Origin of the sequence: Pseudomonas sp. TH08, assembly GCF_016651275.1 — a bacterium.
In the GTDB taxonomy this organism is placed as follows: domain Bacteria; phylum Pseudomonadota; class Gammaproteobacteria; order Pseudomonadales; family Pseudomonadaceae; genus Aquipseudomonas.
On sequence record NZ_JAEKEE010000004.1, the window covers coordinates 1 to 24,006 of the forward strand.

Annotated in this window: 28 protein-coding genes; 9 read left to right on the forward strand and 19 right to left on the reverse strand. The window is 58.3% G+C overall.

Going from position 1 to position 24,006, the window contains the following annotated elements:
- Positions 1–40: 40 nt before the first annotated feature.
- The 11 genes from JFT91_RS29660 to JFT91_RS17320 all read right to left on the reverse strand — a co-directional run bounded on the left by JFT91_RS29660 (position 41) and on the right by JFT91_RS17320 (position 10,449).
- Positions 41–325, reverse strand: a complete 285-nt coding sequence (locus tag JFT91_RS29660) for a hypothetical protein (RefSeq protein WP_201203847.1) — start codon at positions 323–325, stop codon at positions 41–43.
- Positions 326–580: 255 nt separating this feature from the next.
- Complete coding sequence (locus tag JFT91_RS17280; protein ID WP_201225959.1) at positions 581–811, reverse strand: hypothetical protein; 231 nt, start codon at positions 809–811, stop codon at positions 581–583.
- 120 nt (positions 812–931) lie between these two features.
- The gene (locus JFT91_RS17285; RefSeq protein WP_201203845.1) at positions 932–1,162 is read right to left on the reverse strand and encodes a hypothetical protein; all 231 of its coding nucleotides are present in this window, start codon (positions 1,160–1,162) and stop codon (positions 932–934) included.
- Positions 1,163–1,233: 71 nt separating this feature from the next.
- Positions 1,234–2,871, reverse strand: a complete 1,638-nt coding sequence (locus tag JFT91_RS17290; protein ID WP_201233245.1) for an ATP-binding cassette domain-containing protein — start codon at positions 2,869–2,871, stop codon at positions 1,234–1,236.
- A gap of 145 nt (positions 2,872–3,016) precedes the next feature.
- Positions 3,017–4,054: a DNA topoisomerase IB gene (locus tag JFT91_RS17295; RefSeq protein ID WP_201225957.1), complete on the reverse strand. Its 1,038-nt coding sequence runs from the start codon at positions 4,052–4,054 to the stop codon at positions 3,017–3,019.
- A 72-nt stretch (positions 4,055–4,126) separates the two neighbouring features.
- Positions 4,127–5,206 (reverse strand): molybdenum ABC transporter ATP-binding protein, encoded by a 1,080-nt coding sequence (modC, locus tag JFT91_RS17300; RefSeq protein WP_201225956.1) that lies wholly within the window; start codon positions 5,204–5,206, stop codon positions 4,127–4,129.
- A 3-nt stretch (positions 5,207–5,209) separates the two neighbouring features.
- Positions 5,210–5,890, reverse strand: coding sequence for a molybdate ABC transporter permease subunit (gene modB, locus JFT91_RS17305; protein ID WP_201233246.1), 681 nt, complete (start codon positions 5,888–5,890; stop codon positions 5,210–5,212).
- Positions 5,891–6,658, reverse strand: coding sequence for a molybdate ABC transporter substrate-binding protein (modA, locus tag JFT91_RS17310; RefSeq protein ID WP_242489297.1), 768 nt, complete (start codon positions 6,656–6,658; stop codon positions 5,891–5,893). It abuts the gene before it with no gap.
- A gap of 167 nt (positions 6,659–6,825) precedes the next feature.
- Positions 6,826–7,890: an NAD(P)H-dependent flavin oxidoreductase gene (locus tag JFT91_RS17315; RefSeq protein WP_201233247.1), complete on the reverse strand. Its 1,065-nt coding sequence runs from the start codon at positions 7,888–7,890 to the stop codon at positions 6,826–6,828.
- 109 nt (positions 7,891–7,999) lie between these two features.
- Positions 8,000–8,344, reverse strand: a complete 345-nt coding sequence (locus tag JFT91_RS29665; protein ID WP_242489298.1) for a hypothetical protein — start codon at positions 8,342–8,344, stop codon at positions 8,000–8,002.
- Positions 8,341–10,449: an autotransporter gene (locus tag JFT91_RS17320; protein ID WP_242489299.1), complete on the reverse strand. Its 2,109-nt coding sequence runs from the start codon at positions 10,447–10,449 to the stop codon at positions 8,341–8,343. The genes JFT91_RS29665 and JFT91_RS17320 overlap by 4 nt, the downstream gene beginning before the upstream one ends.
- A 188-nt stretch (positions 10,450–10,637) precedes the next feature.
- Between JFT91_RS17320 and acuI the strand changes: the two genes are divergently transcribed.
- Both acuI and JFT91_RS17330 read left to right on the forward strand, forming a co-directional pair.
- Positions 10,638–11,621, forward strand: a complete 984-nt coding sequence (gene acuI, locus JFT91_RS17325; protein WP_201203835.1) for an acrylyl-CoA reductase (NADPH) — start codon at positions 10,638–10,640, stop codon at positions 11,619–11,621.
- A 62-nt stretch (positions 11,622–11,683) separates the two neighbouring features.
- Complete coding sequence (locus tag JFT91_RS17330) at positions 11,684–12,142, forward strand: GyrI-like domain-containing protein (protein ID WP_201225951.1); 459 nt, start codon at positions 11,684–11,686, stop codon at positions 12,140–12,142.
- Here the strand turns inward: JFT91_RS17330 and ada are convergent.
- From ada to JFT91_RS17355, 5 genes are all read right to left on the reverse strand, one after another.
- Complete coding sequence (gene ada, locus JFT91_RS17335) at positions 12,139–13,203, reverse strand: bifunctional DNA-binding transcriptional regulator/O6-methylguanine-DNA methyltransferase Ada (protein ID WP_201233248.1); 1,065 nt, start codon at positions 13,201–13,203, stop codon at positions 12,139–12,141. The genes JFT91_RS17330 and ada overlap by 4 nt on opposite strands.
- A 101-nt stretch (positions 13,204–13,304) precedes the next feature.
- Entirely contained in the window at positions 13,305–13,970 is a 666-nt protein-coding gene (alkB, locus tag JFT91_RS17340) for a DNA oxidative demethylase AlkB (RefSeq protein WP_201205276.1), read from the reverse strand.
- A gap of 5 nt (positions 13,971–13,975) precedes the next feature.
- Positions 13,976–14,686 carry a 2OG-Fe(II) oxygenase gene (locus JFT91_RS17345; RefSeq protein ID WP_201233249.1) on the reverse strand — a complete coding sequence of 237 codons (711 nt, stop codon included), beginning with the start codon at positions 14,684–14,686 and terminating at the stop codon, positions 13,976–13,978.
- 92 nt (positions 14,687–14,778) lie between these two features.
- Positions 14,779–14,952 carry a hypothetical protein gene (locus tag JFT91_RS17350; protein ID WP_201203833.1) on the reverse strand — a complete coding sequence of 58 codons (174 nt, stop codon included), beginning with the start codon at positions 14,950–14,952 and terminating at the stop codon, positions 14,779–14,781.
- A 28-nt stretch (positions 14,953–14,980) separates the two neighbouring features.
- On the reverse strand, positions 14,981–15,283 hold the full coding sequence (locus tag JFT91_RS17355; protein WP_016984992.1) for a DUF1883 domain-containing protein: 303 nt from the start codon (positions 15,281–15,283) through the stop codon (positions 14,981–14,983).
- Positions 15,284–15,494: 211 nt separating this feature from the next.
- Between JFT91_RS17355 and JFT91_RS17360 the strand changes: the two genes are divergently transcribed.
- A complete protein-coding gene (locus JFT91_RS17360; protein WP_201225947.1) occupies positions 15,495–15,851 on the forward strand; it encodes a hypothetical protein in 357 nt (118 codons plus the stop codon).
- Positions 15,852–15,922: 71 nt separating this feature from the next.
- Positions 15,923–16,153 (forward strand): hypothetical protein, encoded by a 231-nt coding sequence (locus tag JFT91_RS17365; protein WP_008082673.1) that lies wholly within the window; start codon positions 15,923–15,925, stop codon positions 16,151–16,153.
- A gap of 3 nt (positions 16,154–16,156) precedes the next feature.
- Here the strand turns inward: JFT91_RS17365 and JFT91_RS17370 are convergent, their stop codons facing one another.
- Positions 16,157–16,444, reverse strand: coding sequence for a hypothetical protein (locus JFT91_RS17370; protein WP_201225945.1), 288 nt, complete (start codon positions 16,442–16,444; stop codon positions 16,157–16,159).
- 138 nt (positions 16,445–16,582) lie between these two features.
- Positions 16,583–16,768, reverse strand: a complete 186-nt coding sequence (locus tag JFT91_RS17375; RefSeq protein WP_201203829.1) for a hypothetical protein — start codon at positions 16,766–16,768, stop codon at positions 16,583–16,585.
- 259 nt (positions 16,769–17,027) lie between these two features.
- Here JFT91_RS17375 and galU point away from each other — a divergent pair, with 259 nt between their 5' ends.
- From galU to gorA, 3 genes are all read left to right on the forward strand, one after another.
- Entirely contained in the window at positions 17,028–17,867 is an 840-nt protein-coding gene (gene galU, locus JFT91_RS17380) for a UTP--glucose-1-phosphate uridylyltransferase GalU (RefSeq protein ID WP_008082670.1), read from the forward strand.
- 266 nt (positions 17,868–18,133) lie between these two features.
- Positions 18,134–19,663: an MFS transporter gene (locus JFT91_RS17385; protein ID WP_347340639.1), complete on the forward strand. Its 1,530-nt coding sequence runs from the start codon at positions 18,134–18,136 to the stop codon at positions 19,661–19,663.
- A 105-nt stretch (positions 19,664–19,768) separates the two neighbouring features.
- Positions 19,769–21,127 (forward strand): glutathione-disulfide reductase, encoded by a 1,359-nt coding sequence (gene gorA / locus JFT91_RS17390; protein WP_201233250.1) that lies wholly within the window; start codon positions 19,769–19,771, stop codon positions 21,125–21,127.
- On the opposite strand, the gene JFT91_RS17395 is transcribed toward gorA, so the two are convergent.
- On the reverse strand, positions 21,124–22,140 hold the full coding sequence (locus JFT91_RS17395; protein ID WP_201233251.1) for a DNA-binding protein: 1,017 nt from the start codon (positions 22,138–22,140) through the stop codon (positions 21,124–21,126). The two genes, gorA and JFT91_RS17395, sit on opposite strands and share 4 nt — an antisense overlap.
- Positions 22,141–22,317: 177 nt before the next feature.
- Here JFT91_RS17395 and JFT91_RS17400 point away from each other — a divergent pair, with 177 nt between their 5' ends.
- Positions 22,318–23,256 (forward strand): site-specific integrase, encoded by a 939-nt coding sequence (locus JFT91_RS17400; RefSeq protein ID WP_201233253.1) that lies wholly within the window; start codon positions 22,318–22,320, stop codon positions 23,254–23,256.
- A 136-nt stretch (positions 23,257–23,392) separates the two neighbouring features.
- Entirely contained in the window at positions 23,393–23,956 is a 564-nt protein-coding gene (gene ahpC / locus JFT91_RS17405; RefSeq protein ID WP_007912224.1) for an alkyl hydroperoxide reductase subunit C, read from the forward strand.
- The last annotated feature ends 50 nt before the right edge of the window (positions 23,957–24,006 follow it).

A 24,006-nucleotide genomic window follows, 5' to 3' on the forward strand; every position in this document is an offset into this window, starting at 1 on the left:
AAAAAGGGCCGATGTTGATCGGCCCATTTTTTACGCAGTTCTAAACGAAAGATTGATGGGCAAAGCCCCGTGGCAAGCGTTGCAGTCCTGCCATTGCGGTCAACCGATCGGTCCACTCAGCACGCCAGTTAACGGCGTGGTGCGTGGCTTTCGCCTGTCGAGTGACGCGGCGAGCGGCGTTACGTTGTTCTTTTCTCGCCTCTTTGTAGGCATCAGTGTTACGGCAACTGCGGCATTTCACGCGATTGAGTTCGCGACTGGCGCTGAGGTTTTGGCCTTTATGGCCACAGGCCAAATGCCCGTCGACGTTGAAATGGATAACCATGAACAGTCTCCTTCGTGACGTGTAACAGTTATGACAACTGACAGGCCACAGTGTTCGGCAACGTAAACGACCAACAAAAAAACACCCGCATGCGGGCGGGTGTTAAGGGGATATCAAAAGGAGTTAGTTCACTGTAGGCGCGCAGATGTGATGGTTATGTGAAAAGAAATCCGTCACTGCAGCGAGAGTAAAAATACCGGACAGCCAATAGCGCGGTGACGCTTGTGCCACCGCTTATGAGGCCCAGGGCCCGCGTTACCTGAAGCGCGGTAGCGGCCTATCGACAGGCTTGAGCGCTGACAGTGTGTTGCGAATCAGCGGTGTATCTTTCTCGATGTCGTTCAGGCGATCGCGAATGCGCAGGGCGGTCGGGTGCCCGCCCTGATGATCAACCCAGTCGGCGATCTCTTTGCAAGCGGCCGCAAGGCGCGCCTGCCGGACGTCGAGAAGGGTGAGGAGGGTGGTGATGGACTCTTTTTCGGACATGGAACACCTCCGTTCGATGAAACCGCTGAGCGGCAGCAAAAAGCCCGCGAGTGCGAGCCTTTTGCCGTTGGGGCGCTGCTCCCTCAGCTGGTTTCAGTATAGACCCGCTTATGATCGGCATCAGCCGGAGAACTGGCGGGCTGGTAAGGGTGAACTGGCTGCGTTGAGGCGCTTGCATTCGCGCTCGGCGTCGTCTTGCGCGTCATAGCCATCACCGATGAAACCGTCGGTGCGCGTGTCGCGGATGCGGAACCAGCTTTTCGCTTCGGCAGGATCATGCTGGCTATCTCCGGCGCGTCGACCGTGAATGATGATCTTGTTGCAACGCTTCACGACGAATATGTCTTCCATGGCGTCACCGCAGTTGATTCGTGTCAGATCAACTATAGAAGTCCCTGACGATCGTGCAAAAAATACACAGTTCAGCTCGTCGGTTGCCACTGCCAGCCCTCGGGGTGCCACGTCAGGCAGTGGGTGGGATTTAACGCCCGGAGAAACGCATGGTCGTGAGAAACCGCGACAATCGCGCCGGGAAAGGTCTGTAACGCTCGTTCAAATGCTTGAATGGACGGCAGATCAAGATGATTGGTGGGTTCGTCAAGCAACATCAGTTGCGCCGGTATCTGGCGCCATAGGGCCAAGGCCAGCGCAGCTTTCAAGCGTTCACCGCCGCTGAGTGAGGCGCAGGGCTGGGTAGCCCGCTGTGCGTTCAATTGCAGGTGTGCCAGGTAACTGCGCAAAGTACCCTCGTCCAGCTGTGTCCGCTGGGCCTGCAGCTGTTCGACAATGCTGGTTTGATCATCAAGTATCTTCAATTGCTGATCGAGAAAGGCGAATGGCACATAGGTATTGCACACACCGCTCACCGGTAACCGTTTTGTGGCGAGCATTTTCAGCAAGGTCGATTTTCCGCAGCCGTTCGGGCCGCTGATGGCAACGCGCATCGGCCCGTGTATCGCGAGGTTCAGCCGGGTCGAGGGCGCTTCGAGCGGTAGCCACGGCAGGCAGGCATCAAGCAGCGTGCAGACTTGTCGGGTACTCGGCACAACGCTGCCCGGCAGGTTGATCAATACCTCGCTGTCTGGCACAACCTGCGCATAGGCGTCACGCACACGGCTGTCCAGATCGGTTTTACGTGCCTGGTGGCCGAGGCGAACATGTCCCATGATTTCCCTGGCGGCGGCTTTCATGGCCGTGCGCTCGAAGCTGGCTACGTTAGCCGTTTGCGCGTTGCGCCGACTACCGGCGGCGTGGCGCTGGATCGTATCGTGCTCACGTTGCAGTCGTGTGCGTTCACGCTGGCGCTCAGTGCGGGCTTGATCGAGCTGCGCCTGAGCCGCCGCTTGCTGGCGTCGGCGCTGCTCGACGAAATCCGCATAGCTGCCGCTAAACACTGTCGCGCCCAGCGGCGTCAGTTCCACGATCTTTTGCATGTGTTCCAGCAACTGCCGATCATGGCTGACCACAATCAGGCCACCGCGCCATTGCTTGAGGCTGCTCAATAGCCATTGCCTGCCTGCGCTGTCCAGATGATTGGTCGGTTCATCGAGTATCAGCAATTGAGCCTGGCTCAACAGTGCGCCAATCAGGGCGATCCGGGCTTGCTGACCGCCGCTGAGCGCCTTGGTCAGATCGCCGGCTGCGATGTGGGGCAACCCGGCGCCATCCAGTAACTGCCGCAAGCGATCCGGTAAATCCCAGCGCTCACCAATAAGGTCAAAATCATCGGCACTGGCGCAGCCGAGATTGAGTCGTTCCAGCGCCGCCAGTATCGGCGCCGCGCCTGTAGCCTCTGCCACCGTTTGTCCGGGTGTGGGAACGAAGCTTTGTGAAACGTAGTTCACCGAAACCGAACTCACCACAGTGCCGGCGGTGGGCAGCAGTTGTCCGGCAATCAGGCGTGCGAGCACGCTTTTGCCGACACCGTTGCGCCCGACGATGGCGGTCGGTAAGTGATCGAATTTGAGATTCAGTGCGTCGAAAATCGTCTCGCCATTATCGAATTGAAAAACCAATTGATTCAGGGAAACGAGTGCGGGCGTACGCGAGACGTGAGTCATCGGCACCTCCAGAAAAATGTCGTGAAAACTGACAAGCGCCGTTCAAGGCGTGTCGCGATTACATTTTTAGAAGGCCGGGTTGTTCACTTCTGCGGTCGTCCTGAGGAGGGAGAGGTGGCTAGCCTAGACGACGATGCGCAGTCGATCAAGGCGAGTCTGTCATCTCGCTCATTCGTTCAAGAAACATTGCCAGCGCCACCTCTTCGGCGCGCAAGCCTTTGCGCACACGCGGTCGTGGCAATTCGGCGAGGGCGCCGAGCATGAATTTTTCGACGACCGCTGGGTGGATGTAGCACTTGCGGCACACCGCAGGCGTGTTGCCCAGTTGTTTGGCGACGCCTTTCACCATTTCCACCACGTGCCGCTTGGCTTCGGTTTCCGACGCCCATTGCAGCTCGCGCAATACCGACAATGCCAGGGCGCTACCGGCCCAGGTGCGGTAGTCCTTGGCGGTGAAGTCAGCGCCGGTCAGGGTTTGCAGGTAAGCGTTGACGTCCGATGAGCTGACAGTGTGTCGCTCGCCGTTTTCATCCAGATACTGAAACAGGTTTTGCCCGGGAATCTCCAGGCAACGTTTGATGATGCGCGCCAGACGTCGATCCTTGACGGTGATCTGGTGTTCGATGCCGCTCTTGCCGCGAAACTGGAACAGGATCGCGCTACCGTTCACCTCAACATGGCGGCTGCGCAAAGTGGTCAGGCCGTAAGAGCGATTATCTCGCGCGTACTGAGTATTGCCGACGCGAATCAGGGTGGCGTCGAGCAGGGTGATTACCGTGGCCATGACCTTGTCGCGACTGAAACCGGGTGCGGCCAGCAACGCTTCCAGCTGCTTGCGCAGTTTCGGTAACGCCAGCCCGAACTCGCGCAGACGGGAATACTTGTCGGCATCGCGCACTTCGCGCCAGCGTGAGTGATAGCGATACTGCTTGCGGCCACGGGCATCACGGCCGGTGGCTTGAAGGTGGCCGCGCGGGTCGGTGCAGATCCATACGTCTGTGTAGGCCGGGGGCACGGCGAGGGCGTTGATGCGTTTGATTTCGTCCGGTTCGGTGATGCGCTGGCCGGACGGCTCGAAATAACTGAATTTGCCGCGCAGTTTTTTGCGCGTGATGCCGGGCTGCGTGTCATCGACATAGTGCAGGTCGGAGGGCAGTGCGTCGGTCAGCGCAGTGTCGGGCATGGCGGCTTCCTTCGGTGGCGCGGCGGTCTGTTAAACGATTGACCGCACGCCGTTGCCGTCGTGCCGAATGATTTACGCGAGCACCGCGACGGCTTTGATCTGTGCCCACAGTTGCTGGCCGGGATACACGCCCAACTGATCGCGGGAGAAGCGCGTGATCCGCGCCAGCAACGGCGTACCGCCAGCATCGAGGCGAATCAGCACGTGGGCGCTGTTGTCCGCCGCCTGTTCGCTGACCACCGTGACCGGCAGACGATTGAGGATGCTGCTGAATTCGTTGTGTTGCAGCGTCAGACTGATGTCCCGCGCTTGCACCTTGCAGCGCAGCGCCTGGCCCACCGTCATCGGTGCGTGCGTCACGCGGATGTTCATCTCGGTGGCTGGCAGTTGCAGGCTCAGCAGTTGATAGTCTGGGTCGTAGGCGCTGACCTGACCTTCGATGATCACGCCCGCGTCGTCGCCCATCGCCATCGGCAAGTCCAGACGCGCCAGAGTTTCGCCTATCGGGCCGCTGGCCAAGGCTTTGCCTTCGCTGAGCAACACCAGATGATCGGCCAGACGTGCTACTTCGTCCTGCGCGTGGCTGACGTACAGCAACGGAATATCCAGTTCGTCATGCAGGCGTTGCAAGTAAGGCAGGATTTCGTTTTTACGCTGACTGTCCAGGGCTGCCAGCGGTTCGTCCATCAACAACAGCTTCGGGCTGGTCAGCAGGGCGCGGGCGATGCCGACACGCTGGCGCTCGCCGCCGGACAGATGTTGCGGATGGCGCTCGAGCAAATGGCCGATGCCGAGCAACTCGGTGGCTTGCGCCATGTCGACCCGGCGCTGGGACTTGGCGATGCGCTTGAGGCCGAATTGCAGGTTGGCCAATACCGACAGATGAGGAAACAAACTGGCTTCTTGAAACACGTAACCCAGTGCACGCTTATGCGGAGGGACAAAAATGCCGTTGTCACTGTCCTGCCAGACCTCGTCATTGATCTGCACGAAGCCTTGTTCGGCGCGTTCAAGCCCGGCGATACAGCGCAGGCATGTGGTTTTTCCGGAACCGGAGTGGCCGAACAGCGCGGTGACGCCACGGCCGGGCACATGTAGATCGACATCGAGATCGAAGCCGGAGTAAGCGAGTTTCAGACGTGCATCAATCATCGATCAGCTCCAGCCTGCGCGGGTCTTGCGGCTGGAGTACAGCGCCAGCAGCACCAGGAACGAAAACACCAGCATCGCGCCGGCCAGCCAATGCGCCTGGGAGTACTCCATCGCTTCGACATGATCGTAAATCTGCACCGATACCACGCGAGTCTTGTCGGGAATGTTGCCACCGATCATCAGCACGACACCGAATTCGCCGACGGTATGTGCGAAGCCAAGGATCGCCGCTGTGACGAATCCGGGGCGCGCCAGCGGCAGAATCACACTGAAAAAAGTGTCCCATGGGTTGGCGCGCAACGTTGCGGCCACCTCCAGTGGGCGGGTGCCAATCGCCGAGAACGCGTTTTGCAACGGTTGCACCACGAAGGGCATGGAATAGATCACCGAACCAATCACCAGGCCGGTGAAGCTGAACGTGAGGGTGCCCAGCCCCAGCCATTGCGTGAATTGGCCGAGAAAACCGTGCGGCCCCATCATCAACAGCAGGTAAAAACCGATGACGGTGGGTGGCAGCACAAGGGGCAGGGCGACGATCGCCCCGATCGGGCCGCGCAACCATGAGCGGGTACGCGACAACCACAGGGCAATCGGAGTGCCGACAATCAGCAGGATCGCGGTGGTCAGGGACGCCAGTTTAAGGGTCAGCCAGATTGCGGCGAAATCGGCACTCGTCAGCGACATTTAGAGCTGGTAGCCGTAAGACTTGATCACCGCAGCAGCTTTCGGGCCTTTGAGGTATTCAACCAGTGCCTTGGCGGCGGCGTTGTCTTTGCCTTTGTTGAGGATGACTGCGTCCTGTTTGATCGGGTCATGCATGCTGGCTGGCACGATCCACGCCGAACCGCTGGTGACTTTGCCGTCCTTGAAGATCTGCGACAAGGCCACGAAGCCCAGCTCGGCATTGCCGGTGGAAACAAACTGGTACGCCTGGGTAATGTTCTGGCCTTCAACGATCTTGGCTTTGGTGGCGTCGGTCAGGTTCAGTTTTGCCAGTACTTGTGTCGCGGCCAGGCCGTAAGGCGCGGCTTTCGGGTTGGCGATAGACAAGTGCTGGTACTCGTTCTTTTTCAGCACTTCGCCTTTCGAATCGACATAACCTTCTTTCGCCGACCACAGTGCCAGGGTGCCGATGGCGTAGGTGAAGCGCGAACCCTTGACGGTGTCGCCTTCCTTTTCGAGTTTTTCCGGAGTGGTGTCGTCAGCCGAGAGGAATACTTCGAACGGCGCGCCGTTTTTGATCTGGGTATAGAACTGGCCTGTGGCGCCGTAAGCAGTGACCAGTTTGTGCCCGGTGTCTTTTTCGAAATCGGCAGCGATCGCCTGGATCGGCGCGGTGAAGTTAGCGGCGACTGCCACCTGCACTTCATCTGCCTGAGCGGCGCCAATGGCGAATACCGCGAGCAGGGAAGCCAGGCAGGTTGGGGCAAAACGTGAGGCACGAATGGTCATGTAACAGCTCCGTTGTTGGCGGGTGCAGTGGGCAGTTGTTATTGGGGATGGACTGCGCCGATGCGAGGGGTGAATCGCTATATAGTGGAATATATAGCGAAATGCCGCTAAACAGGAAGAGCTGTTAATAAATGGGGTGAGGCATTTTGGCCTCACCCTGTCTGATTTCAACGGTGTGTCAGCTTCGCTAGTGCATCCTCTGCCAACTGCCGAGTCAGTTTGGCGCTGCTCAAATCCCGGCCCAAGGTGAAAGCCTGGCCGGCCCAGAGGTTGGCGAATTGTGCATCATCTTTCGCTCGCAGCGGCATCAGGGCACCACCGGCCAAAGGAAATGCCGGCGCTTTCGGTGAGATCGGGCCCAGCTCGCGCATGACGCGGTTGAGAATACCGCGAGCCGGGCGTCCGGTAAAAAGATTGGTGACGGCGGTCTCGCTTTCTTTGGCAGACCGCAGAGCCTGATGATGCGCGGCGCTGACTTTCGCTTCCGGGGTAAACAAATAGGCAGTACCGACTTGCACCGCCGATGCTCCCAGCATAAAGGCTGCTGCAACGCCGCGAGCATCGGCAATTGCGCCGGCAGCAATCACCGGCACGCTCACCGCATCGACCACTTGCGGGACCAAGGCAAAAGTGCCGACCTGGCTACACAGATCATCGCTGAGAAACATCCCGCGATGGCCACCAGCTTCGTAACCCATGGCGATGATCGCATCACAGCCGTGCTGTTCCAGCCACACGGCTTCCTCAACGGTGGTGGCGGAAGAGAGAATTTTCGCCCCTGTGGCCTTGACCCGATCCAGCAAAGATTGCTCCGGCAGGCCGAAGTGGAAGCTCACCACCTCTGGGCGAAACTCTTCCAACACTTCGCACGCCGCTGCGTCGAACGGGGCGCGGTTGGACACCGGTGTCGGCGCATCAAAATCAACGCCAAGTTCCTGGTAATAAGGTTCGAGCAAATTTTTCCAGTCACGCGCCCGTTGTTCATCCGCCGCTGGAGGCTGATGACAGAAGAAATTCACGTTGAAGGGGTTGGCGGTGTGTTGGCGAATGGTCTGCAGTGCTTCGCGCAATTGCTCGATACTCAACATCGCCGCAGGCATCGAGCCCAGGCCTCCGGCGTTGCACACGGCGATTACCATGGATGAGTTTGTCGCACCGGCCATCGGGGCCTGGATGATCGGCAACTCAATGCCGAGAAGGTCAAGAATGCGGGTATCTGGCCATTGGCTCATGACAGCGGTTCTCCGAACAACGAAGCGGGCAGGGACGGCAGAGCCGGTTTTTTAACAGCAAAACCGGACCCAGAGCCAGTTCGAAATTCAGAACCGCTTGTTCAGGTTTTCAGCGTCGGTGAAATCCGCCACCACCACCTCCTCCAAACGAATGGTTCATGAATTGCGAGGAGTTGTGAAAGTTGTTGGTGCGCTGGTTACCCATATTGCGCGCAGCGGATTCCCGGTTGAGGTTCTGCAATTGCGCGTTGTTGTTGATGGGGGCAGTTCGTGTCGCGCCGCCCCCGACCATCGATTGCCAGCCACTGTCGGTCTTCTTGTAGACATTGCCGTCGTGGCCTGCATAAACGTTGTCACCGACGTGCGCAGCAGCGCTGTTGCGCCCGCGAACACCGCCGTATTGCGTGGTGTTGCCAGTGTTGGGGTTGTAGACCGCGCCGCGATTGGCGGTCACTTGCGTGCCGTTGCGCACATTGCCTGCGGTGACTTGACCGCCGGCAATTGCGCCACCGTTCGGGCCGACCACCGTGCCGCTGCGCCCGGCGGCGTAGTTACCGGTGTAGACGTTGTGTACCGCGCCGCGTTGCCCGGCAGCGGCAACCCCGGTACGCGAGTTATAGGAAGCACCGACCTGGCCCGCCCAACGATTGCCGGTCCAGGCGTTGTAACCGGCGCCATATCGGCTGACTGTCGCCCGATCACCCCACTGGTGATAGATGTTTCCCGTCGTGCCGGCCCAACCACCCGGGCCCCACGCCACGGCACCGCCGCGATAGCCGTAAGCGGCACCGCCCCAGGCCAGAGGCGCCGGGTACAAGTGCGGACCCCAGGCGTATCCCCAGCCATAATTGCCCCACCACGGATACGCCCCCAGCCCCAACCCATGGCGACGGTACTGCCGCCCCAACTCCAGCCGAAACCGAAACCGAATGTCCAACCGGTCCACGGCGTGTAGCGCATGGCGACGCCAAAACCGTAAGTCACCGGCGGCCCGTACCAGACACTGCCCACCCACGGCGAGTACGGATAACCGGTGCCATAAACCACGACGCCGGTGGCCGGATCGAGATTCGAACCCTGGTAACCGGGCGTGTAACCGACCACCACGGTGTCGCCGCTGGACTCGTAGACTTTGACGTAAGTGAGGTAATGCATGGGCGAGCTGGGCGGAATCGAGTAGATCACCGCGGGCACGGAACTGGCCACACTCCATGGACCGTTCACGGTGCTGGCGGTGAACCAGATACCGTTTTCAACCGCGTACCAGCTGTCATTGTCGACGCGGATAATCGGTGTGGCGCTGTTGACCACGTATTGCAATGGCGTGCTGTTGATGGCTTTGAGTTGCGGTTCGCCATCGAACTCTGGCGCAGTCATCTTCACCGCGCTTTTCTTGATCGCCGAAGTCTGTGGAATCGTTGCGGCGATGGCGGCTTCCCTGGCCTGCGGGGTGCCGGCCACCGAGGCTTTGACGTTCTCTTTCGGACTGTCGTCGGGGATATTGGCAAAGTCTGCGGGCAGCTTGTCCGCCGGGGTAAACGTCCACGGGCCATTCATGTCGCTGGCGCGAAACCAGCGCCCGGAGATCAGCACGTAACTGTTCTGATCGCCTATTTCCTTGAAAATGTGCCCGGTGGTGTTGCTCACGTACAACAGGCTGGTGCCCTGAATCGGCAACCATTGCACTGCACCGTCAGTAACAATCAACTCGGTCGGCGTGGTGGCGACGAAAATTTTTGGCTGAGGCGGTTTGGCCAGGCTGGGAACCTTGTCTTTCGGATCGCTTTGACCGGTCAGCAGGTCGACTTGCCGGCTCTTGATCGCGATCTGTTTGGCTTGCTCGAGATTGGCGGGAGGCGAGGGCAGGCGGGCGTAGTCACCGTTCAACTGATCGGCAACCATCCAGCCATCGAAGACGTGCAGGTAGTGTTTGCCCTGTGCATCTTTGAGTAGCAGCGGACGCGTATTGATGACCCGCTGCAAATCAGTGCCTTCGACGGGGCGATAGGTTGCTTCGCCGTCGATATATACCAGCAATGCCGGAACATCGGAGTGAATGATGGTCGGCGGTGTGTTTTCGAGGGGCGCGCCGTCGGCCTTTTGTTCGGCCGAGAGAACGCCGACTGCCGCTTCCAGCTGATCCAGCGATATGGTTTTCTTGCGGCTTTGAGCATCCTTTTGCAGGGCTGCGAGCCAGGTCTCGGACTGACTGGCGTCCGCCGGGAAATCGGCTTTGACGATTTGGTACTGGTCAAGCGCGACCCAGCGAGTGGCCTTGTCGACCAGGGTGTGGGCACTGAATTGAACAATCCCGAAGGTGGACTTGCCATCGGCGCCGGTCGCTTCGACGGCGGCGCGGGCGTTCAAGGTGTAGCCATCCCAACTGTCGAGTTGCGGTTGATACACCGTTAATTTCGCCTTGCCGCTGGTGATGACTTGCGGCCATGTCGGTTCGCTCGGCGCAGCATCAGCCGCCTTCGGGGCGGTCGCCGCCCACGCGTTGCCAACTGTCAAAAAACACAGCATCAACATCACAAACAACGCACGGGGGTAAGACATCGTCAGCTCCATCGACAGGCCGTTTTCATGAGGAGTAATCGCGAACTTACGGCAGTCGAAAAAGCATAGTCGCCCGCCATGGAAATACCCGGCCGATTCGCGGATTGGCGCAAAGTCGAGTGTGGCAATGTGTTGCGATGTGGTATTTCAAGGCACGATATTCTGAAAAACCGTCATGCGAGGCCATCATGTTCAACGCCATTGTGATCAACAAAGACGACAGCGGTTATCGCACCGAACTGCAGCGGATCAACGAAGATCACTTGCCGGAGGGCGATGTAACGGTGCGCGTTGCTTACAGCACGCTGAATTTCAAGGACGGTCTGGCGATTACCGGCAGCAGTCCTGTCGTGCGCAAGTTTCCGATGGTACCGGGGATCGATCTGGCGGGGACTGTCGAAGTCAGTTCGCATCCCGACTATAAAGTCGGCGATCAAGTGCTGCTTAATGGTTGGGGCGTCGGTGAGTCGCATTGGGGCGGCCTCGCACAAAAAGCTCGACTCAATGGCGACTGGCTTATCCCGTTGCCCAAAGCCTTTAGCGCGGCCCAAGCCATGGCCATCGGCACCGCGGGCTACACGGCAATGCTGTGTATTCTGGCGCTTGAGCGCAATGGCGTGACGCCAGAACAGGGCGAAGTGCTGGTTACCGGCGCCAATGGCGGTGTCGGCAGCTTTGCGATCGCGTTGCTCGGCAAGCTCGGCTATCGCGTGGTGGCGTCGACGGGGCGAGTGGCAGAGCATGAGTATCTGACGCAGTTGGGTGCCGCCGAAATCATTGACCGCGCCACGTTGTCCGAGCCGGGCAAGCCCTTGGCCAAGGAGCGTTGGGCGGCGGTGATTGACTCTGTCGGCAGTCACACATTGGCGAATGCCTGCGCGAGTACCCGTGCAGAAGGCACCGTCGCCGCCTGTGGTCTGGCCCAAGGCATGGATTTTCCTGCTTCCGTGGCGCCATTCATTTTGCGCGGCGTCACGTTGGCCGGCATTAATAGCGTGACTCAGCCTAAAGCGCGTCGTTTGCAAGCCTGGGATCATTTGGCCAAGGATCTGGACTTCGCCCTGTTGTCACTGATCAGTCACGAAATCGCCTTGAGCGAAGCCGTCGGCGCAGCGTCAAAATTGCTTGCCGGACAGCTGCGCGGACGGGTTGTGGTCGACGTCAATCGCTGACAAAGTGAGCGCCATTGCGGCGCTACGCAGGCGCCCTCAATCAGCAGGGAGCGAAACTTTCGATGGACTTGAAACGGCAGCAGATCAATGCGTTCACGGTGTCCGGTCTGAGCGTGCGCACGACCAATGCGGCGGAACACAATCCTGAGACGGCGAAGATCGGCTCGATGTGGGGGGAGTTTTTCGGCAAGGGATTTACCGAGAGTATTCAAGGCAAGCGCGCCGATTCTCCGGTTTACGGCGTGTATTCGGCTTACGAGTCCGATGCCTCCGGGCATTTCGATGTCATCGCGGGTGTCGCGGTGGACGAGGCCTCTGCGGATTTCCAGTCAGTCACCATTGAAGCGGGCGACTATCTGGTGTTCGAAGCGCAGGGGCCACTGCCTGACGCAGTAATCGCCACCTGGGGGAAAGTCTGGACGTTCTTCGAGGAAAACCCGCAGATTCAGCGTCGCTACGCGACTGATTTCGAAACCTACACAGGTCCCGAGTCAGTCGCGATCCATATCGGCATCCGCTAAGTCAGCTCGCGCTCAAGCAACTGACGTTTGCGCTCAACCCCCCAGCGATAGCCACTAAGATTACCGTCGCTGCGCACGACGCGATGGCAGGGGATCGCGACTGCCAGTCGATTGGCTCCGCAAGCCTGGGCTACGGCACGCATGGACGTTGGGGCGCCGATGCGTTGGGCAATGTCGGCGTAACTGGCGGTGCTGCCGGCGGGGATTTCCCGCAGCGCCTGCCACACGCGTTCCTGAAATGCCGTGCCGCGGACATCCAATGGCAAATCCAGGCCAATGGCCGGTGCTTCGACAAACCCCACGACTTTGGCAATCAATTGTTCGAAGCCATCATCGGCGCCGATCAGGTTGGCTTTACGGAACTGATCCTGAAGATCGCAGACCAGTTGATGCGGATCATCACCCAGCAGAATTGCACACACCCCGCGTTCGCTTTGCGCCACCAGAATGGCCCCGAGCGAGCATTGCCCGACGGCGAAACGAATGTCGTTGTTTTGCCCGGCAGCGCGATAGTCACCCGGTTTCATGCCCAGCAATTGATCGGCAGCTTCGTAGAAACGGCTGTTGGAGTTGAACCCAGCGTCATACAACGCGTCTGTCACGGAGCCACCGTCAGCCAGGCGTTCGCGCACTTTGCGCGAGCGCTGGGCTGCGGCATAGCCTTTGGGTGTCAGGCCGGTGGCGGCTTTGAATATACGGTGGAAGTGAAACGGGCTCAGTCTGGCGGTTTCCGCCAGTTGATTGAGCGCTGGCAACGTTTCGGCAGATTCGATCTGGCGGCACGCCGTCGCCACGATTGCGGCGTGCTGCGCCGCCACCTCACTTTGATCCTTGCTGGCCCGTTTACTCGGGCGATACCCGGCGGCTTCGGCCTCGAGGGCGGTGTTGAAAAACTCGACGTTCTGCGGTTTCGGCAAGCGTGCCAGGCTGCTCGGACGGCAATAGATGCCAGTGGTTTTTACGGCGTAGACAAACTGTCCGTCCGCCCGAGGATCCCGCGCGATCACGGCGGCCCAGCGTGGATCGTCTTCGATGTTGAGGGTGGTCGAAAGCGTTTTCATGAGGGGTGGTCCGTTGGCCTGTTTGATTCAGGTTAACCAGCAGCGCGGGGCGCAACACTCCGGGCCTTGCGGTCAAACTCTGCCAGTGATCCTTTTGCGATCTATCCTGCGACGCGGAAAGTCAGGTTGATCCGCTGTTCGCCAAGGCGCGGGTGCCTACCTTGCTTGATCGGCAACACGCCATGGAAGCGCAAGCGGTCAACCCCGCCCCAGATCACCATATCGCCATGCAGCAGCGCAATACGCTGGCTTTTGTCGCTACGATTGAATCCGCCAAACAGAAACATCGCCGGTAACCCAAGCGACAGCGAAACGATCGGTGCTGTGTAGGCTTTTTCGTCTTTGTCTTGATGCAAGGACATCTTGGCGCCAGGGACGTATCGGTTTATCAGGCAGGAGTCGGCGTTGAATCCGGCAAAGCCTGCCCGTGCCGCCGCCGAATGTGCCAGCTCGGCAAACACCGGCGGCAACGCCGGCCAGGGTAATCCGCTCAGTGGATCGACACTTGAATAGCGATAGCCGCTGCGATCTGTAATCCAGCCCAGCGCCCCACAACTGCTGGTGCCGACCGACATGCTGAAGCCGCCCGGCGTCATCATGTGACGCAAGGGGGCTGCGAGCAAAATCGCCTCCAGCGCGGGTAACAGTTGCTCGATCACCGGCAGGGCAAAGCCGCGCAGCAGCCACGACTGATCGCCAATTTGCTCGGCGCGCGGTTGTTGCTCGGGTTCGTGGTCGGCGAACAAATCGAAATGGCTCGGTTGCATGGTCGTCATGAAGCGTCGTGAAAGATGATGCCTAGGGTATGCCGATTTCCACTGTGCAGGCGACTCACGCCGTGACGCAAGGTCACCCGATAGTCGCCGCGCGTGCCTTTGACCGGGCGCTGGTTCACCGCGAAAATCACCGCATCGCCTTTCTTCAGGTCCAGCACGTGTGGGCGGGACTGCATGCGCGGGCGCTGCTCGGTCAGCACGAACTCGCCGCCGGTAAAGTCCTGCCCGGGTTCCGACAGCAGAATCGCCACTTGTAGCGGAAAGACTGATTCGCCGTACAAGTCCTGATGCAGGCAGTTGTAGTCCTGCGGGCCGTACTGCAATAACAGCGGCGTTGGGCGCAACTGTCCAGCTGCATGACAGCGCTGCATAAACTCGGCGTGGGTGGCGGGGAAGCGGGTGGGCAAACTCATCCGTTCGTACCAGCGATTCGCCAACGGCACCAGGCGTGGATACAGGGCTGTGCGCAGACGTTCAACTGCAGCGGGCAATGGATAGCGGAAATATTTGTATTCGCCACGACCGAACCCGTGACGGCTCATGATGACCTGCGAGCGAAACGGTTCGGTCTGCGGATACAACGCACTCAAGCGATCACAGCTTTTGCCCAGCAGCAGCGAGCGAATGATAACGCAGCCGTGCTCATCCAACTGTTGTTCCAGGTTTGCCCAATCGAGCATTTCCAGCCGGGCAGGGGACATCGACATGCTGACTCCTTGACTCAAGGTCGAGGTGGTCATTCTGAGCAGTGCGTAGCGGCAGAACACTCCGCCGCTTGCGGTCGAATTCCTGGCGGGTGTTACAGGGCTTTGCTGACAGCAATATCGCTGATCACGTCTTGTGCATCATGAAGTTTGGCGAGCTCAGCCCTGGCTTCTGCCTCGGTGCCGTCTACCAGTTGCGCGAACTCGAAGCGGCGCTCACCGTTTAGCTTGTACTTGATGACGTATTTGGTCGTTTGGGCCACGGTCATGCTTACCTGTCTGAATGGGCGGAGCGGCTCAGCTGAGTTTGGTGCTGGAGCGGCGGATGATCTTGATCGAATGGGTCAATGTCGGTTTGCGTGTAACGCTGATCGGGCGACGGTTGACGGTGTCGATGGTGATGTTCCAAAAACCAGTGCTCGGCGCGGTGATACGGGCCGGGAACGTGTCGAAAGCGCCGCCGTGATAGGTATGGCGACCGCCATTTTTAAAGCTGCGGAAGTTGGCGTCGTTCATCAGACGGATGTTGCACATTTGCGAGCATTGGATGACGACGATGTCGTCTTCGTTGAGGTGCTCGCGCTGGTGAATAAATTTCATGGGCGCCTCCAGAAGGGCTTTTTCTACAAAATCAAAACGATAGCTTGTCGATTGGGCGCAGTTTATCAGCCCGCACGGGTTATTATCTGGCCGTCGGGCGTTGGTTTGACAATTTTGAACAGATATTCGCAATCGGATGCGGGTTAAATGCAGAAGGCCCCGGAGAAAAACGGCATTTGTGCTGTCGGACGGTCTTTAACGGAGGTTTTGTATGAAGTGGGGTGTGGTGTGTGTGTCGTTGGTTCTGGCTTTGGGTGGTTGCGCGAGTGTTTCCGAAATCAATGAGACGCTGCCGACCATGAGCGTGATCTCCGGCAAGAAGCCCCAAGAATATGCGCAGTGCCTGACTGAAAAGCTCGCGGACAGCCGCGGCGCCTTGCAGATGCAGCCGCACAAGGATGGGGTTCGGGTAATCGTTCCCGGGAAACTGTCCTCGGGGCCCGCCGCCGTTTTTGATATCGAAGATCGCTCCGGCGGCAGCAGCATCAAGCTGCATGAGCGCATGTCCAACGTACCCGTACGCCCGCGGGATGTGCGTAACGCGGCCAACGCGTGTATTTCCGGCTGATAGACTGTTGGTCATCAGCATCAATGCCGTCACAGTGGTGCTGTGGCGGCATTTTCATATCTGGAGTCGCGATGAAGCGAGAGCAAGTACGGGAGCGCCACGTAGAGGGCCTGATCTCTGCTACCCATGTGATTCAGAATCCGGCGAATCCCGGGGAATGGATCGTGTTTTTCAAGAAAAGCGCCGGGCGCAGCTATTTTCTGGTGGACGATAACGACGAGGTCGAGTCTTTCAATCGGCTCGACGATCTCATCGAAGTCGTGCGGGGTCTCGGGATCAAGTTCGCCGAAATCCACATGTAAGCGCTATTTGCAGACAACCACTACGTTACGGGTCTTGTAGTTGCCGACGTCGACACCCAGTGTTTTGTCGCTTTCCTTTGGCTGGGGGGTGCCATCCGTGCCAACGATGCGATAACCGGTGCCTGCGCAGGAGGCGTCAGCCTTTTCATAGCAGGTAGCCCAGGAATTGGCTTCGCCCGAGCAATCGATGGTCAGGCCCTGTTCGCCGTTGTTCAGGTAGGTTGTTTCGGAGGTAGCGCAACCGGCCAGCGCCAGGATCGCGATCAGTGGCAGCAATTTGTTCAGGTTCATGATGTAGGTCTTCAGCGAGGGGGGACTAGACGCTCTGACAGCGCCGCGTTGAAAAGGTTATAGCGATAGGCCACTTGTTTGCACGCGGGTACAAAAAAGCCCTGCACAAGGGCAGGGCTCCAGGCGTTTCGCAGCTGATCAGTCCTGATCTTTGCCACGGCGCTTCGGCGATGCCGGGGTGTCGGTGAACACCGACGCTACATCAGTCGCCATTTGTTCGCTGTCGAAAGGCCCGGCCATGTGTTCGCCATTGGTAGTGGTCACCGTCCACTTGCCGTCTTTCTTGCGGATCTCATACCTGTTGATGATTTTTACCACGGCCATCTAGTCTGTCTCATTCGCTGGTTCAAAGGTGCCATGATACCGGCAAATGCTCGCATTGGGGGATGATCGGCGTATGGTGAAGTAGTTTCTCGGCGTCTTTGAGCTAAGCTGATTTCGCTGCCTGAACGCACCAACGGAACTATCGGCGAGAATATTTCTCTATGTTGGCATCGGTTAGCCAGTGCGGGGCATTGTAAGGTGCACGCCGCCTGATTAGACTGCGCCGAAACTCGTACACACAGCCCTTTCAAGGACTTATATGATCAAGAAATGCTTGTTCCCAGCAGCCGGTTACGGTACTCGCTTCCTGCCAGCGACTAAAGCCATGCCTAAAGAAATGCTGCCGGTGGTAAACAAGCCACTGATCCAGTACGGCGTCGAAGAAGCTCTGGACGCTGGCCTGACCGAAATCTCCATCGTTACCGGTCGTGGCAAGCGCGCTCTGGAAGACCACTTCGACATCAGCTACGAGCTGGAAAACCAGATCAAAGGTACCGACAAAGAGAAATACCTGGTCGGCATCCGCAAGCTGCTGGACGAGTGCTCGTTCTCCTACACCCGTCAGACCGAAATGAAAGGTCTGGGCCACGCGATTCTGACTGGCCGCCCGCTGATCGGTGACGAACCGTTCGCCGTGGTACTGGCAGACGACCTGTGCGTAAACCTCGACGGCGACGGCGTACTGACCCAGATGGTCAAACTGTACAAACAGTTCCGCTGCTCGATCATCGCTATTCAGGAAGTCGACCCTGAGGAAACCAGCAAGTACGGCGTCATCGCCGGCGAGATGATCCGCGATGACATCTACCGTGTTCACAGCATGGTCGAGAAGCCAAAGCCGGAAGATGCGCCATCGAACCTGGCGATCATCGGTCGTTACATCCTGACTCCGGACATCTTTGACCTGATCGAGCAAACCGAGCCAGGCAAGGGCGGCGAAATCCAGATTACCGACGCCCTGATGAAGCAAGCCCAGAACGGCTGCGTGATGGCCTACAAGTTCAAAGGCAAGCGTTTCGACTGCGGTGGCGCTGAAGGCTACATCGAAGCGACCAACTTCTGCTTCGAAAACTTCTACAAGACTGGCAAGGCTTACTAAGAGCGCTTGATCTGTCTGTAGGCACGTCACACGGTCCGCTCCGTGTGACGCTAAAAACAAACGCCCCGACATGTTCGGGGCGTTTGCGTTTGTGTCGGTTGGCAAAAGAAAAACTCCGAGATGCAAAATGAAACAAATGATGAATTGTCGGCAGGTATTTTCGCTGCTGAACTGACGAGCCGTCGCCAGGGATGCGCGAAGGAAAATTTTTACGGTCCATTCCAGCCGCGCCGTAAAGACATTGTTTGCAATAAGGAGTGTTGCCCGTGGCATTTACAGCCTGGATTCCCGGTCACAAATCAAACTCAAGACGCTGGTTCGGCCTCGGCGTTTTGATGCTGCCAGTGCTGCTGGTAACCGTAGACAACACCGTGCTTGGCTTCGCGCTACCAAAAATTGCCGAAGCCTTGCGTCCGACTGCCAGTCAGCAACTGTGGATGATCGACGCTTATTCGTTGGTGTTGGCGGGGCTGCTGGTATCGATGGGCAGCCTGGGTGATCGGGTCGGGCACCGTAAGTTGTTGCTCGTCGGATCTCTGGGTTTTGCTGTGGTCTCGGTGCTGACCGTGTATTCCGAAACGGCCATGCAGCTGATTATCGGGCGGACTTGTATGGGGATTTTCGGCGCAATGTTGATGCCTTCGACATTGGCATTGATACGTTCGGTATTTGAGGATCGAGAAGAGCGCAGACTGGCAGTAGCGATCTGGGCAACGACATTGACTGTCGGCTCGGCACTGGGACCTTTGGTGGGTGGGGTGTTGCTGCAGTTCTTTGATTGGGGCGCGATTTTTCTGTTGGCGGTGCCCGTCCTGATTCCGTTGTTGGTGTTGGGGCCGTTGTTGCTCCCTGAATCGGAGCGTGACGGGTCGGGTTCGCTGGACTCTATCAGCATCCTCCAGTCGATGGTCGCACTGGGAGGTATCGTTTACAGCATCAAGCATGGTGCCAGTGAGGGGGTCGACGGGATCATGCTGGGCGCCTTTCTGGTCGGTGTATTGGCAGGCTGGATGTTCGTGCGGCGGCAGTTGCGTCTGCCTGTACCCCTGATGGACATGACCCTGTTTCGCAACGGCACCTTCAGTGGTTCTATTCTGATCAATCTGATGAGCCTTGCCTTCCTCGTCGGCTTCGTTTTCTTCACGACTCAGTTCTTGCAGATTGTCCTGCAGATGTCGCCTTTGAGTGCGAGTCTGGCTTTGGTGCCGGGGCAAATTATGGCGATTGTGGTTGGAATGGCGGTGGTTCCGGTCGCGCAGCGTATGCCTGTGCATGTACTGATACCGGTCCTGATGGCTTTCGCTGGTGCGGCGTTTTTACTGGTGGCCAGCATCGGCAGCAGTCTCGCGGTGTTGGTGGCGGCGTTCGCATTGTTGAATATCGGAGTGGGCGCTATCGCGACGGTGTCCAATGACGTGATTTTGTCGGCCGCGCCTCCGGCAAAGGCGGGAGCAGCCTCCGCAATCAGCGAAACAGCTTATGAAGTGGGCGTGGTGCTGGGGACGACTCTGCTCGGCGGCTTGGTCACGGCCTACTATCGTACTGGCCTGCAGCTTCCAGCGTTTTTGAGTGATATTCAGGCGACGCTGGCAAGTGAAACGCTGTCAGGCGCTCATCATGTCGCGTCCGGTTTGGCGGGTGATCAGGCGCTACAGTTGATGCTGCAGGCGGGAAGTGCATTTGAAGGCGGAATTGAATTGGTCTCGTGGGTCGCGTTCGGTCTGGCGTTGATGGCGATTCTGATCGCCTGGCGAAAGCTGCGGTTACCGTTAACTCAACCGGCAGAATGTCACTGATCAAACGTTTGTTGCGCGAGCCCTCGGGGTTTGCAACTGCATAACCGTAGAGGCTTGCTCAATGAGCATCTGCAGGTATGCTGATCGCCTGCCGAGGAGATAGAAATGGCCTACGATTTTGACCTTTATGTGATTGGTGCCGGTTCCGGCGGTGTGCGCGCTGCGCGGTTTGCTGCCGGTTTCGGTGCAAAAGTAGCGGTAGCGGAGAGCCGTTATCTGGGCGGTACCTGCGTCAATGTCGGCTGCGTGCCGAAAAAGCTGTTGGTGTATGGCGCGCATTTTGCCGAAGACTTTGAGCAGGCATCCGGTTTCGGCTGGAGCCTGGGCGAAGCGAATTTCGATTGGGCGACGCTGATTGCCAATAAGGATCGCGAAATCAATCGCCTCAATGGCATCTATCGCAACCTGCTGGTCAACAGTGGCGTGACCTTGCACGAAGCGCACGCGAAGATCACTGGCCCGCACGAGGTTGAGGTGAATGGTGAGCGCTTCACCGCGAAAAACATTCTGATTGCCACCGGTGGCTGGCCGCAGATTCCGCAGATTCCGGGGCACGAGCATGCGATCGGTTCGAACGAAGCGTTTTTCCTGAAAGAACTGCCCAAGCGCGTATTGGTCGTGGGCGGCGGTTACATCGCAGTCGAATTCGCCGGGATCTTCCATGGTCTGGGTGCGAATACTACGCTGCTGTATCGCGGTGATCTGTTCCTGCGTGGCTTCGATGGCTCGGTGCGCAAGCACTTGCAGGAAGAGTTGACCAAACGTGGCCTTGATCTGCAGTTCAACGCCGACATTGCGCGTATCGACAAGCAGGGCGATGGCAGTCTGAAAGCCACGCTCAAGGATGGTCGCGTGCTGGAAGCGGATTGCATCTTCTATGCGACCGGTCGCCGTCCGATGCTGGACAATCTGGGGCTGGAAAACACCGATGTGCAGCTCGACGATAAAGGCTTTATCAAGGTCGACGAGCAGTATCAAACCACTGAGCCGTCGATCCTGGCGCTGGGTGATGTGATCGGTCGCGTGCAATTGACGCCAGTGGCTCTCGCCGAAGGCATGGCGGTAGCACGACGCTTGTTCAAACCGGAGCAATACCGTCCGGTGGATTACAAGATGATCCCTACGGCAGTGTTCAGTCTGCCGAACATCGGTACGGTCGGTTTGACCGAAGAAGAAGCGCGCGAAGCCGGCCACGACGTGGTGATCTTCGAAAGCCGCTTCCGGCCAATGAAGTTGACCTTGACCGAGTGTCAGGAGAAAACGCTGATGAAGCTCGTGGTCGACGGCAAGACCGATAAAGTCCTCGGTTGCCACATGGTCGGCCCGGATGCCGGCGAGATCGTGCAAGGTCTGGCGATCGCACTGAAGGCTGGCGCGACCAAGCGTGACTTCGACGACACGATCGGGGTACACCCGACGGCCGCCGAAGAGTTTGTCACCATGCGTACACCGGTCGGCGCTTAAGCGTCTTTCGGTTTGGCTGAGTCTGGCGCTGCCGCAACGGTGGCTGCCAGGCGCTGGCTTTCTTCCAGGCTTGCCTGTGCTTTGTTCAATTCCTTTTCCAGTGACTGATTGAGTAGCGCCTGCTCCTCGACGTTCTGCTTGAGTGTCTGGCTTTCCAGCGTGGCCACGCGCAGGCGTTCCTGGAGGAGGGTGCGCTCGCTGTCTGCGCGGGTGACTTGTTCGAGCAACTGATCCTGACGCTGATTGCTCTGCTTGAGTTGATCCTGGATCAAGCTCAGCTCGCGTTGAGTGCCACGGTTTTCCGTGAGCAGGCGCTCGTTGTCGCGATGCAGTTGAGTGATCTCATCCTGGCGCACCAGAGCGCTTTGCTGAGCCTGACGCAATTCGGCCTGAATTTGCTGCACTTGGCTTTCGTGACGGCTCTGTTCCTGTTCGCGCTGTTCTTTGGTGGCGTTGCGGTAGTGTTCCAGTGCATCGCGGGCGTGCAGGTGTTTTTCTTCCAGTGAGCGGATTTGCTCGTCCTTGTCCTGCAAACGCAATTCAAAGTCGGCCAATGCCTGATTCAGCCCGGCGTTGCGGGTCTGTTCGGTCTGCAGCATCGAGCGGGTATTGCCCAGTGCTTCGGATTCGCGCTCCAGCGCCGCGCCTTGAATCTCATGCTCCTGTTCCAGCTTTTCCAGTGCCTGGCGAGTCTGCTGCAGCTGCGTTTCGAGCGCGTCACGCTGCTCTTCAAACTGTTCGCGAGCCTGTTCTATTGGCTCTTGCGCCTGTTCTTTCAGGCGCTGGGCGAGCCGTGAAACCAGGGCGGTCAGTTCGTCATCGATCGGCTCTGCGGAAGCTTCCAGCGGCGCGGCGCCGTCATCCAGCTCCTTCAGATAGCGATGGATCGTGGTTTTCGAGCCGGTGTTGCCCATTTCAATGCGTACTGCATCGATGCTCGGGTGTTCGCCGCGAGCCAGAATCGCTGTGCGCGCGATTTGCACCAGTGCTTTGGTAATGCCGCCACGGGCCATGTGAACTCCTACGGTTTCGTACTGTGGTACATGCCACTAAAGTACGCAGTGTACCACGCTGAAAATAAAGTTAAATGCTTGATTATTAACAAGCGGGATATACTGGTATTACCCAATGCCAGATGATTAAATTGCTTTTTTGATCACTGAATCAGTACACCTGCGAGAAAACAGCCCATGAGCGATCTGGATCGCTATCTGCAAGCCGCCACCCGTGACAACACGCGCCGTAGCTATCGCGCGGCCATCGAACATTTCGAAGTGAAGTGGGGCGGGTTCCTGCCGGCCACGGCCGATAGCGTGGCGCGGTATCTGGTGGCGCACGCTGGCGAGCTGTCGATCAATACGTTGAAGTTGCGTCTGTCCGCGCTGGCGCAGTGGCACAACAGTCAGGGTTTTGCCGATCCGACCAAGGCGCCGGTGGTGCGCAAGGTGTTCAAAGGCATTCGAGCGTTGCATCCGGCGCAGGAGAAGCAAGCCGAGCCGTTGCAGTTGCAGGATCTGCAGCGAGTCGTCGACTGGCTTGAGCAAGAAGCGCACACCGCGCGCGAGCAGCAGGATCGTCCGTTACTGCTCAAGGCTTACCGTGACCGTGCGTTGATTCTGCTGGGGTTCTGGCGTGGTTTTCGCAGCGATGAGTTATGCCGTTTGCAAATAGAACACGTGCAAGCGAGCGCCGGCAGCGGCATCACGTTGTACCTACCGCGCAGCAAGGGTGACCGGGAGAATCTTGGGCAGACCTATCAAGCCCCGGCGCTGCTCAAGCTCTGCCCGGTGCAGGCCTACATCGACTGGATCACCGAAGCTGCGTTGGTACGGGGGCCGGTTTTCCGCAGTATCGACCGTTGGGGCAACCTCAACGAGGAGGGGCTGCATGCCAACAGCATCATCCCTTTGTTGCGCCAGGCATTGCAGCGCGCCGGGATTGCCGCTGAAAACTACACCAGCCATTCGCTGCGCCGAGGCTTTGCAACCTGGGCACATCAAAGTGGCTGGGATCTGAAATCGCTGATGAGTTATGTCGGCTGGAAGGACATGAAGTCCGCGATGCGCTATGTTGAGGCCAGCCCATTCCAGGGGATGGCTCGGATTACGGATAAACCGGTTACGCCCTAGAGATCGTTTTCTTCTATTAATACAGTCAGCTAATAGCGAAAACAAATCAGCAGCATCAGGTTTGCCAATGAGCCATCCGTCGAGCGAGTGGGTAGGATTCACCCATCGAATTCACAACCCTGACGGAGAGTCATCAATGCCTATCATCAACAGCCAAGTAAAACCGTTCAAAGCTACCGCGTTCAAAAACGGCGACTTCGTTCAAGTCTCGGACGCTGACCTGAAAGGCAAGTGGTCGGTCGTGTTCTTCTACCCAGCCGACTTCACCTTCGTTTGCCCAACCGAGCTGGAAGACCTGGCTGACAACTACGCTGCCTTCCAGAAACTGGGCGTAGAGATCTACAGCGTTTCCACCGACACCCATTTTGCCCACGCTGCCTGGCACAACACTTCGCCAGCCATCGGCAAAATCGAATACACCATGATCGGCGACCCAACCCACGCTATCTCCCGCAACTTCGACGTGCTGATCGAAGAAGTTGGCCTGGCTGACCGTGGCACCTTCGTGATCAACCCTGAAGGCCAGATCAAAATCGTTGAACTGAACGATGGCGGCGTTGGCCGTGACGCTTCCGAGCTGCTGCGCAAAATCAAGGCTGCTCAGTACGTTGCTGCTCACCCAGGCGAAGTTTGCCCAGCCAAGTGGAAAGAAGGCGAGGCCACTCTGGCACCGTCCCTGGACCTGGTCGGCAAGATCTAAGTCTGTGACACGCAACTCAGGGCGGTACGCCGCACCTACTTAAGTAAGCT

Coding starts and splice junctions, on each gene's coding strand:
- JFT91_RS17370 (WP_201225945.1), bottom strand. CDS start 16,444: ATGAACCTGAACAAATTGCTGCCACTGATCGCGATCCTGGCGCTGGCC.
- JFT91_RS17375 (WP_201203829.1), bottom strand. CDS start 16,768: ATGGCCGTGGTAAAAATCATCAACAGGTATGAGATCCGCAAGAAAGAC.
- gorA (WP_201233250.1), top strand. CDS start 19,769: ATGGCCTACGATTTTGACCTTTATGTGATTGGTGCCGGTTCCGGCGGT.
- JFT91_RS17400 (WP_201233253.1), top strand. CDS start 22,318: ATGAGCGATCTGGATCGCTATCTGCAAGCCGCCACCCGTGACAACACG.
- modB (WP_201233246.1), bottom strand. CDS start 5,890: ATGTCGCTGACGAGTGCCGATTTCGCCGCAATCTGGCTGACCCTTAAA.
- JFT91_RS17295 (WP_201225957.1), bottom strand. CDS start 4,054: ATGCCCGACACTGCGCTGACCGACGCACTGCCCTCCGACCTGCACTAT.
- JFT91_RS17350 (WP_201203833.1), bottom strand. CDS start 14,952: ATGACCGTGGCCCAAACGACCAAATACGTCATCAAGTACAAGCTAAAC.
- JFT91_RS17360 (WP_201225947.1), top strand. CDS start 15,495: ATGAAGTGGGGTGTGGTGTGTGTGTCGTTGGTTCTGGCTTTGGGTGGT.
- ahpC (WP_007912224.1), top strand. CDS start 23,393: ATGCCTATCATCAACAGCCAAGTAAAACCGTTCAAAGCTACCGCGTTC.
- JFT91_RS17330 (WP_201225951.1), top strand. CDS start 11,684: ATGGACTTGAAACGGCAGCAGATCAATGCGTTCACGGTGTCCGGTCTG.
- JFT91_RS17290 (WP_201233245.1), bottom strand. CDS start 2,871: ATGACTCACGTCTCGCGTACGCCCGCACTCGTTTCCCTGAATCAATTG.
- JFT91_RS29660 (WP_201203847.1), bottom strand. CDS start 325: ATGGTTATCCATTTCAACGTCGACGGGCATTTGGCCTGTGGCCATAAA.
- modC (WP_201225956.1), bottom strand. CDS start 5,206: ATGATTGATGCACGTCTGAAACTCGCTTACTCCGGCTTCGATCTCGAT.
- alkB (WP_201205276.1), bottom strand. CDS start 13,970: ATGCAACCGAGCCATTTCGATTTGTTCGCCGACCACGAACCCGAGCAA.
- JFT91_RS17315 (WP_201233247.1), bottom strand. CDS start 7,890: ATGAGCCAATGGCCAGATACCCGCATTCTTGACCTTCTCGGCATTGAG.
- JFT91_RS17355 (WP_016984992.1), bottom strand. CDS start 15,283: ATGAAATTTATTCACCAGCGCGAGCACCTCAACGAAGACGACATCGTC.
- JFT91_RS17280 (WP_201225959.1), bottom strand. CDS start 811: ATGTCCGAAAAAGAGTCCATCACCACCCTCCTCACCCTTCTCGACGTC.
- ada (WP_201233248.1), bottom strand. CDS start 13,203: ATGAAAACGCTTTCGACCACCCTCAACATCGAAGACGATCCACGCTGG.
- modA (WP_242489297.1), bottom strand. CDS start 6,658: ATGACCATTCGTGCCTCACGTTTTGCCCCAACCTGCCTGGCTTCCCTG.
- JFT91_RS17285 (WP_201203845.1), bottom strand. CDS start 1,162: ATGGAAGACATATTCGTCGTGAAGCGTTGCAACAAGATCATCATTCAC.
- galU (WP_008082670.1), top strand. CDS start 17,028: ATGATCAAGAAATGCTTGTTCCCAGCAGCCGGTTACGGTACTCGCTTC.
- JFT91_RS17395 (WP_201233251.1), bottom strand. CDS start 22,140: ATGGCCCGTGGCGGCATTACCAAAGCACTGGTGCAAATCGCGCGCACA.
- JFT91_RS17365 (WP_008082673.1), top strand. CDS start 15,923: ATGAAGCGAGAGCAAGTACGGGAGCGCCACGTAGAGGGCCTGATCTCT.
- JFT91_RS17345 (WP_201233249.1), bottom strand. CDS start 14,686: ATGTCGATGTCCCCTGCCCGGCTGGAAATGCTCGATTGGGCAAACCTG.
- JFT91_RS17320 (WP_242489299.1), bottom strand. CDS start 10,449: ATGTCTTACCCCCGTGCGTTGTTTGTGATGTTGATGCTGTGTTTTTTG.
- acuI (WP_201203835.1), top strand. CDS start 10,638: ATGTTCAACGCCATTGTGATCAACAAAGACGACAGCGGTTATCGCACC.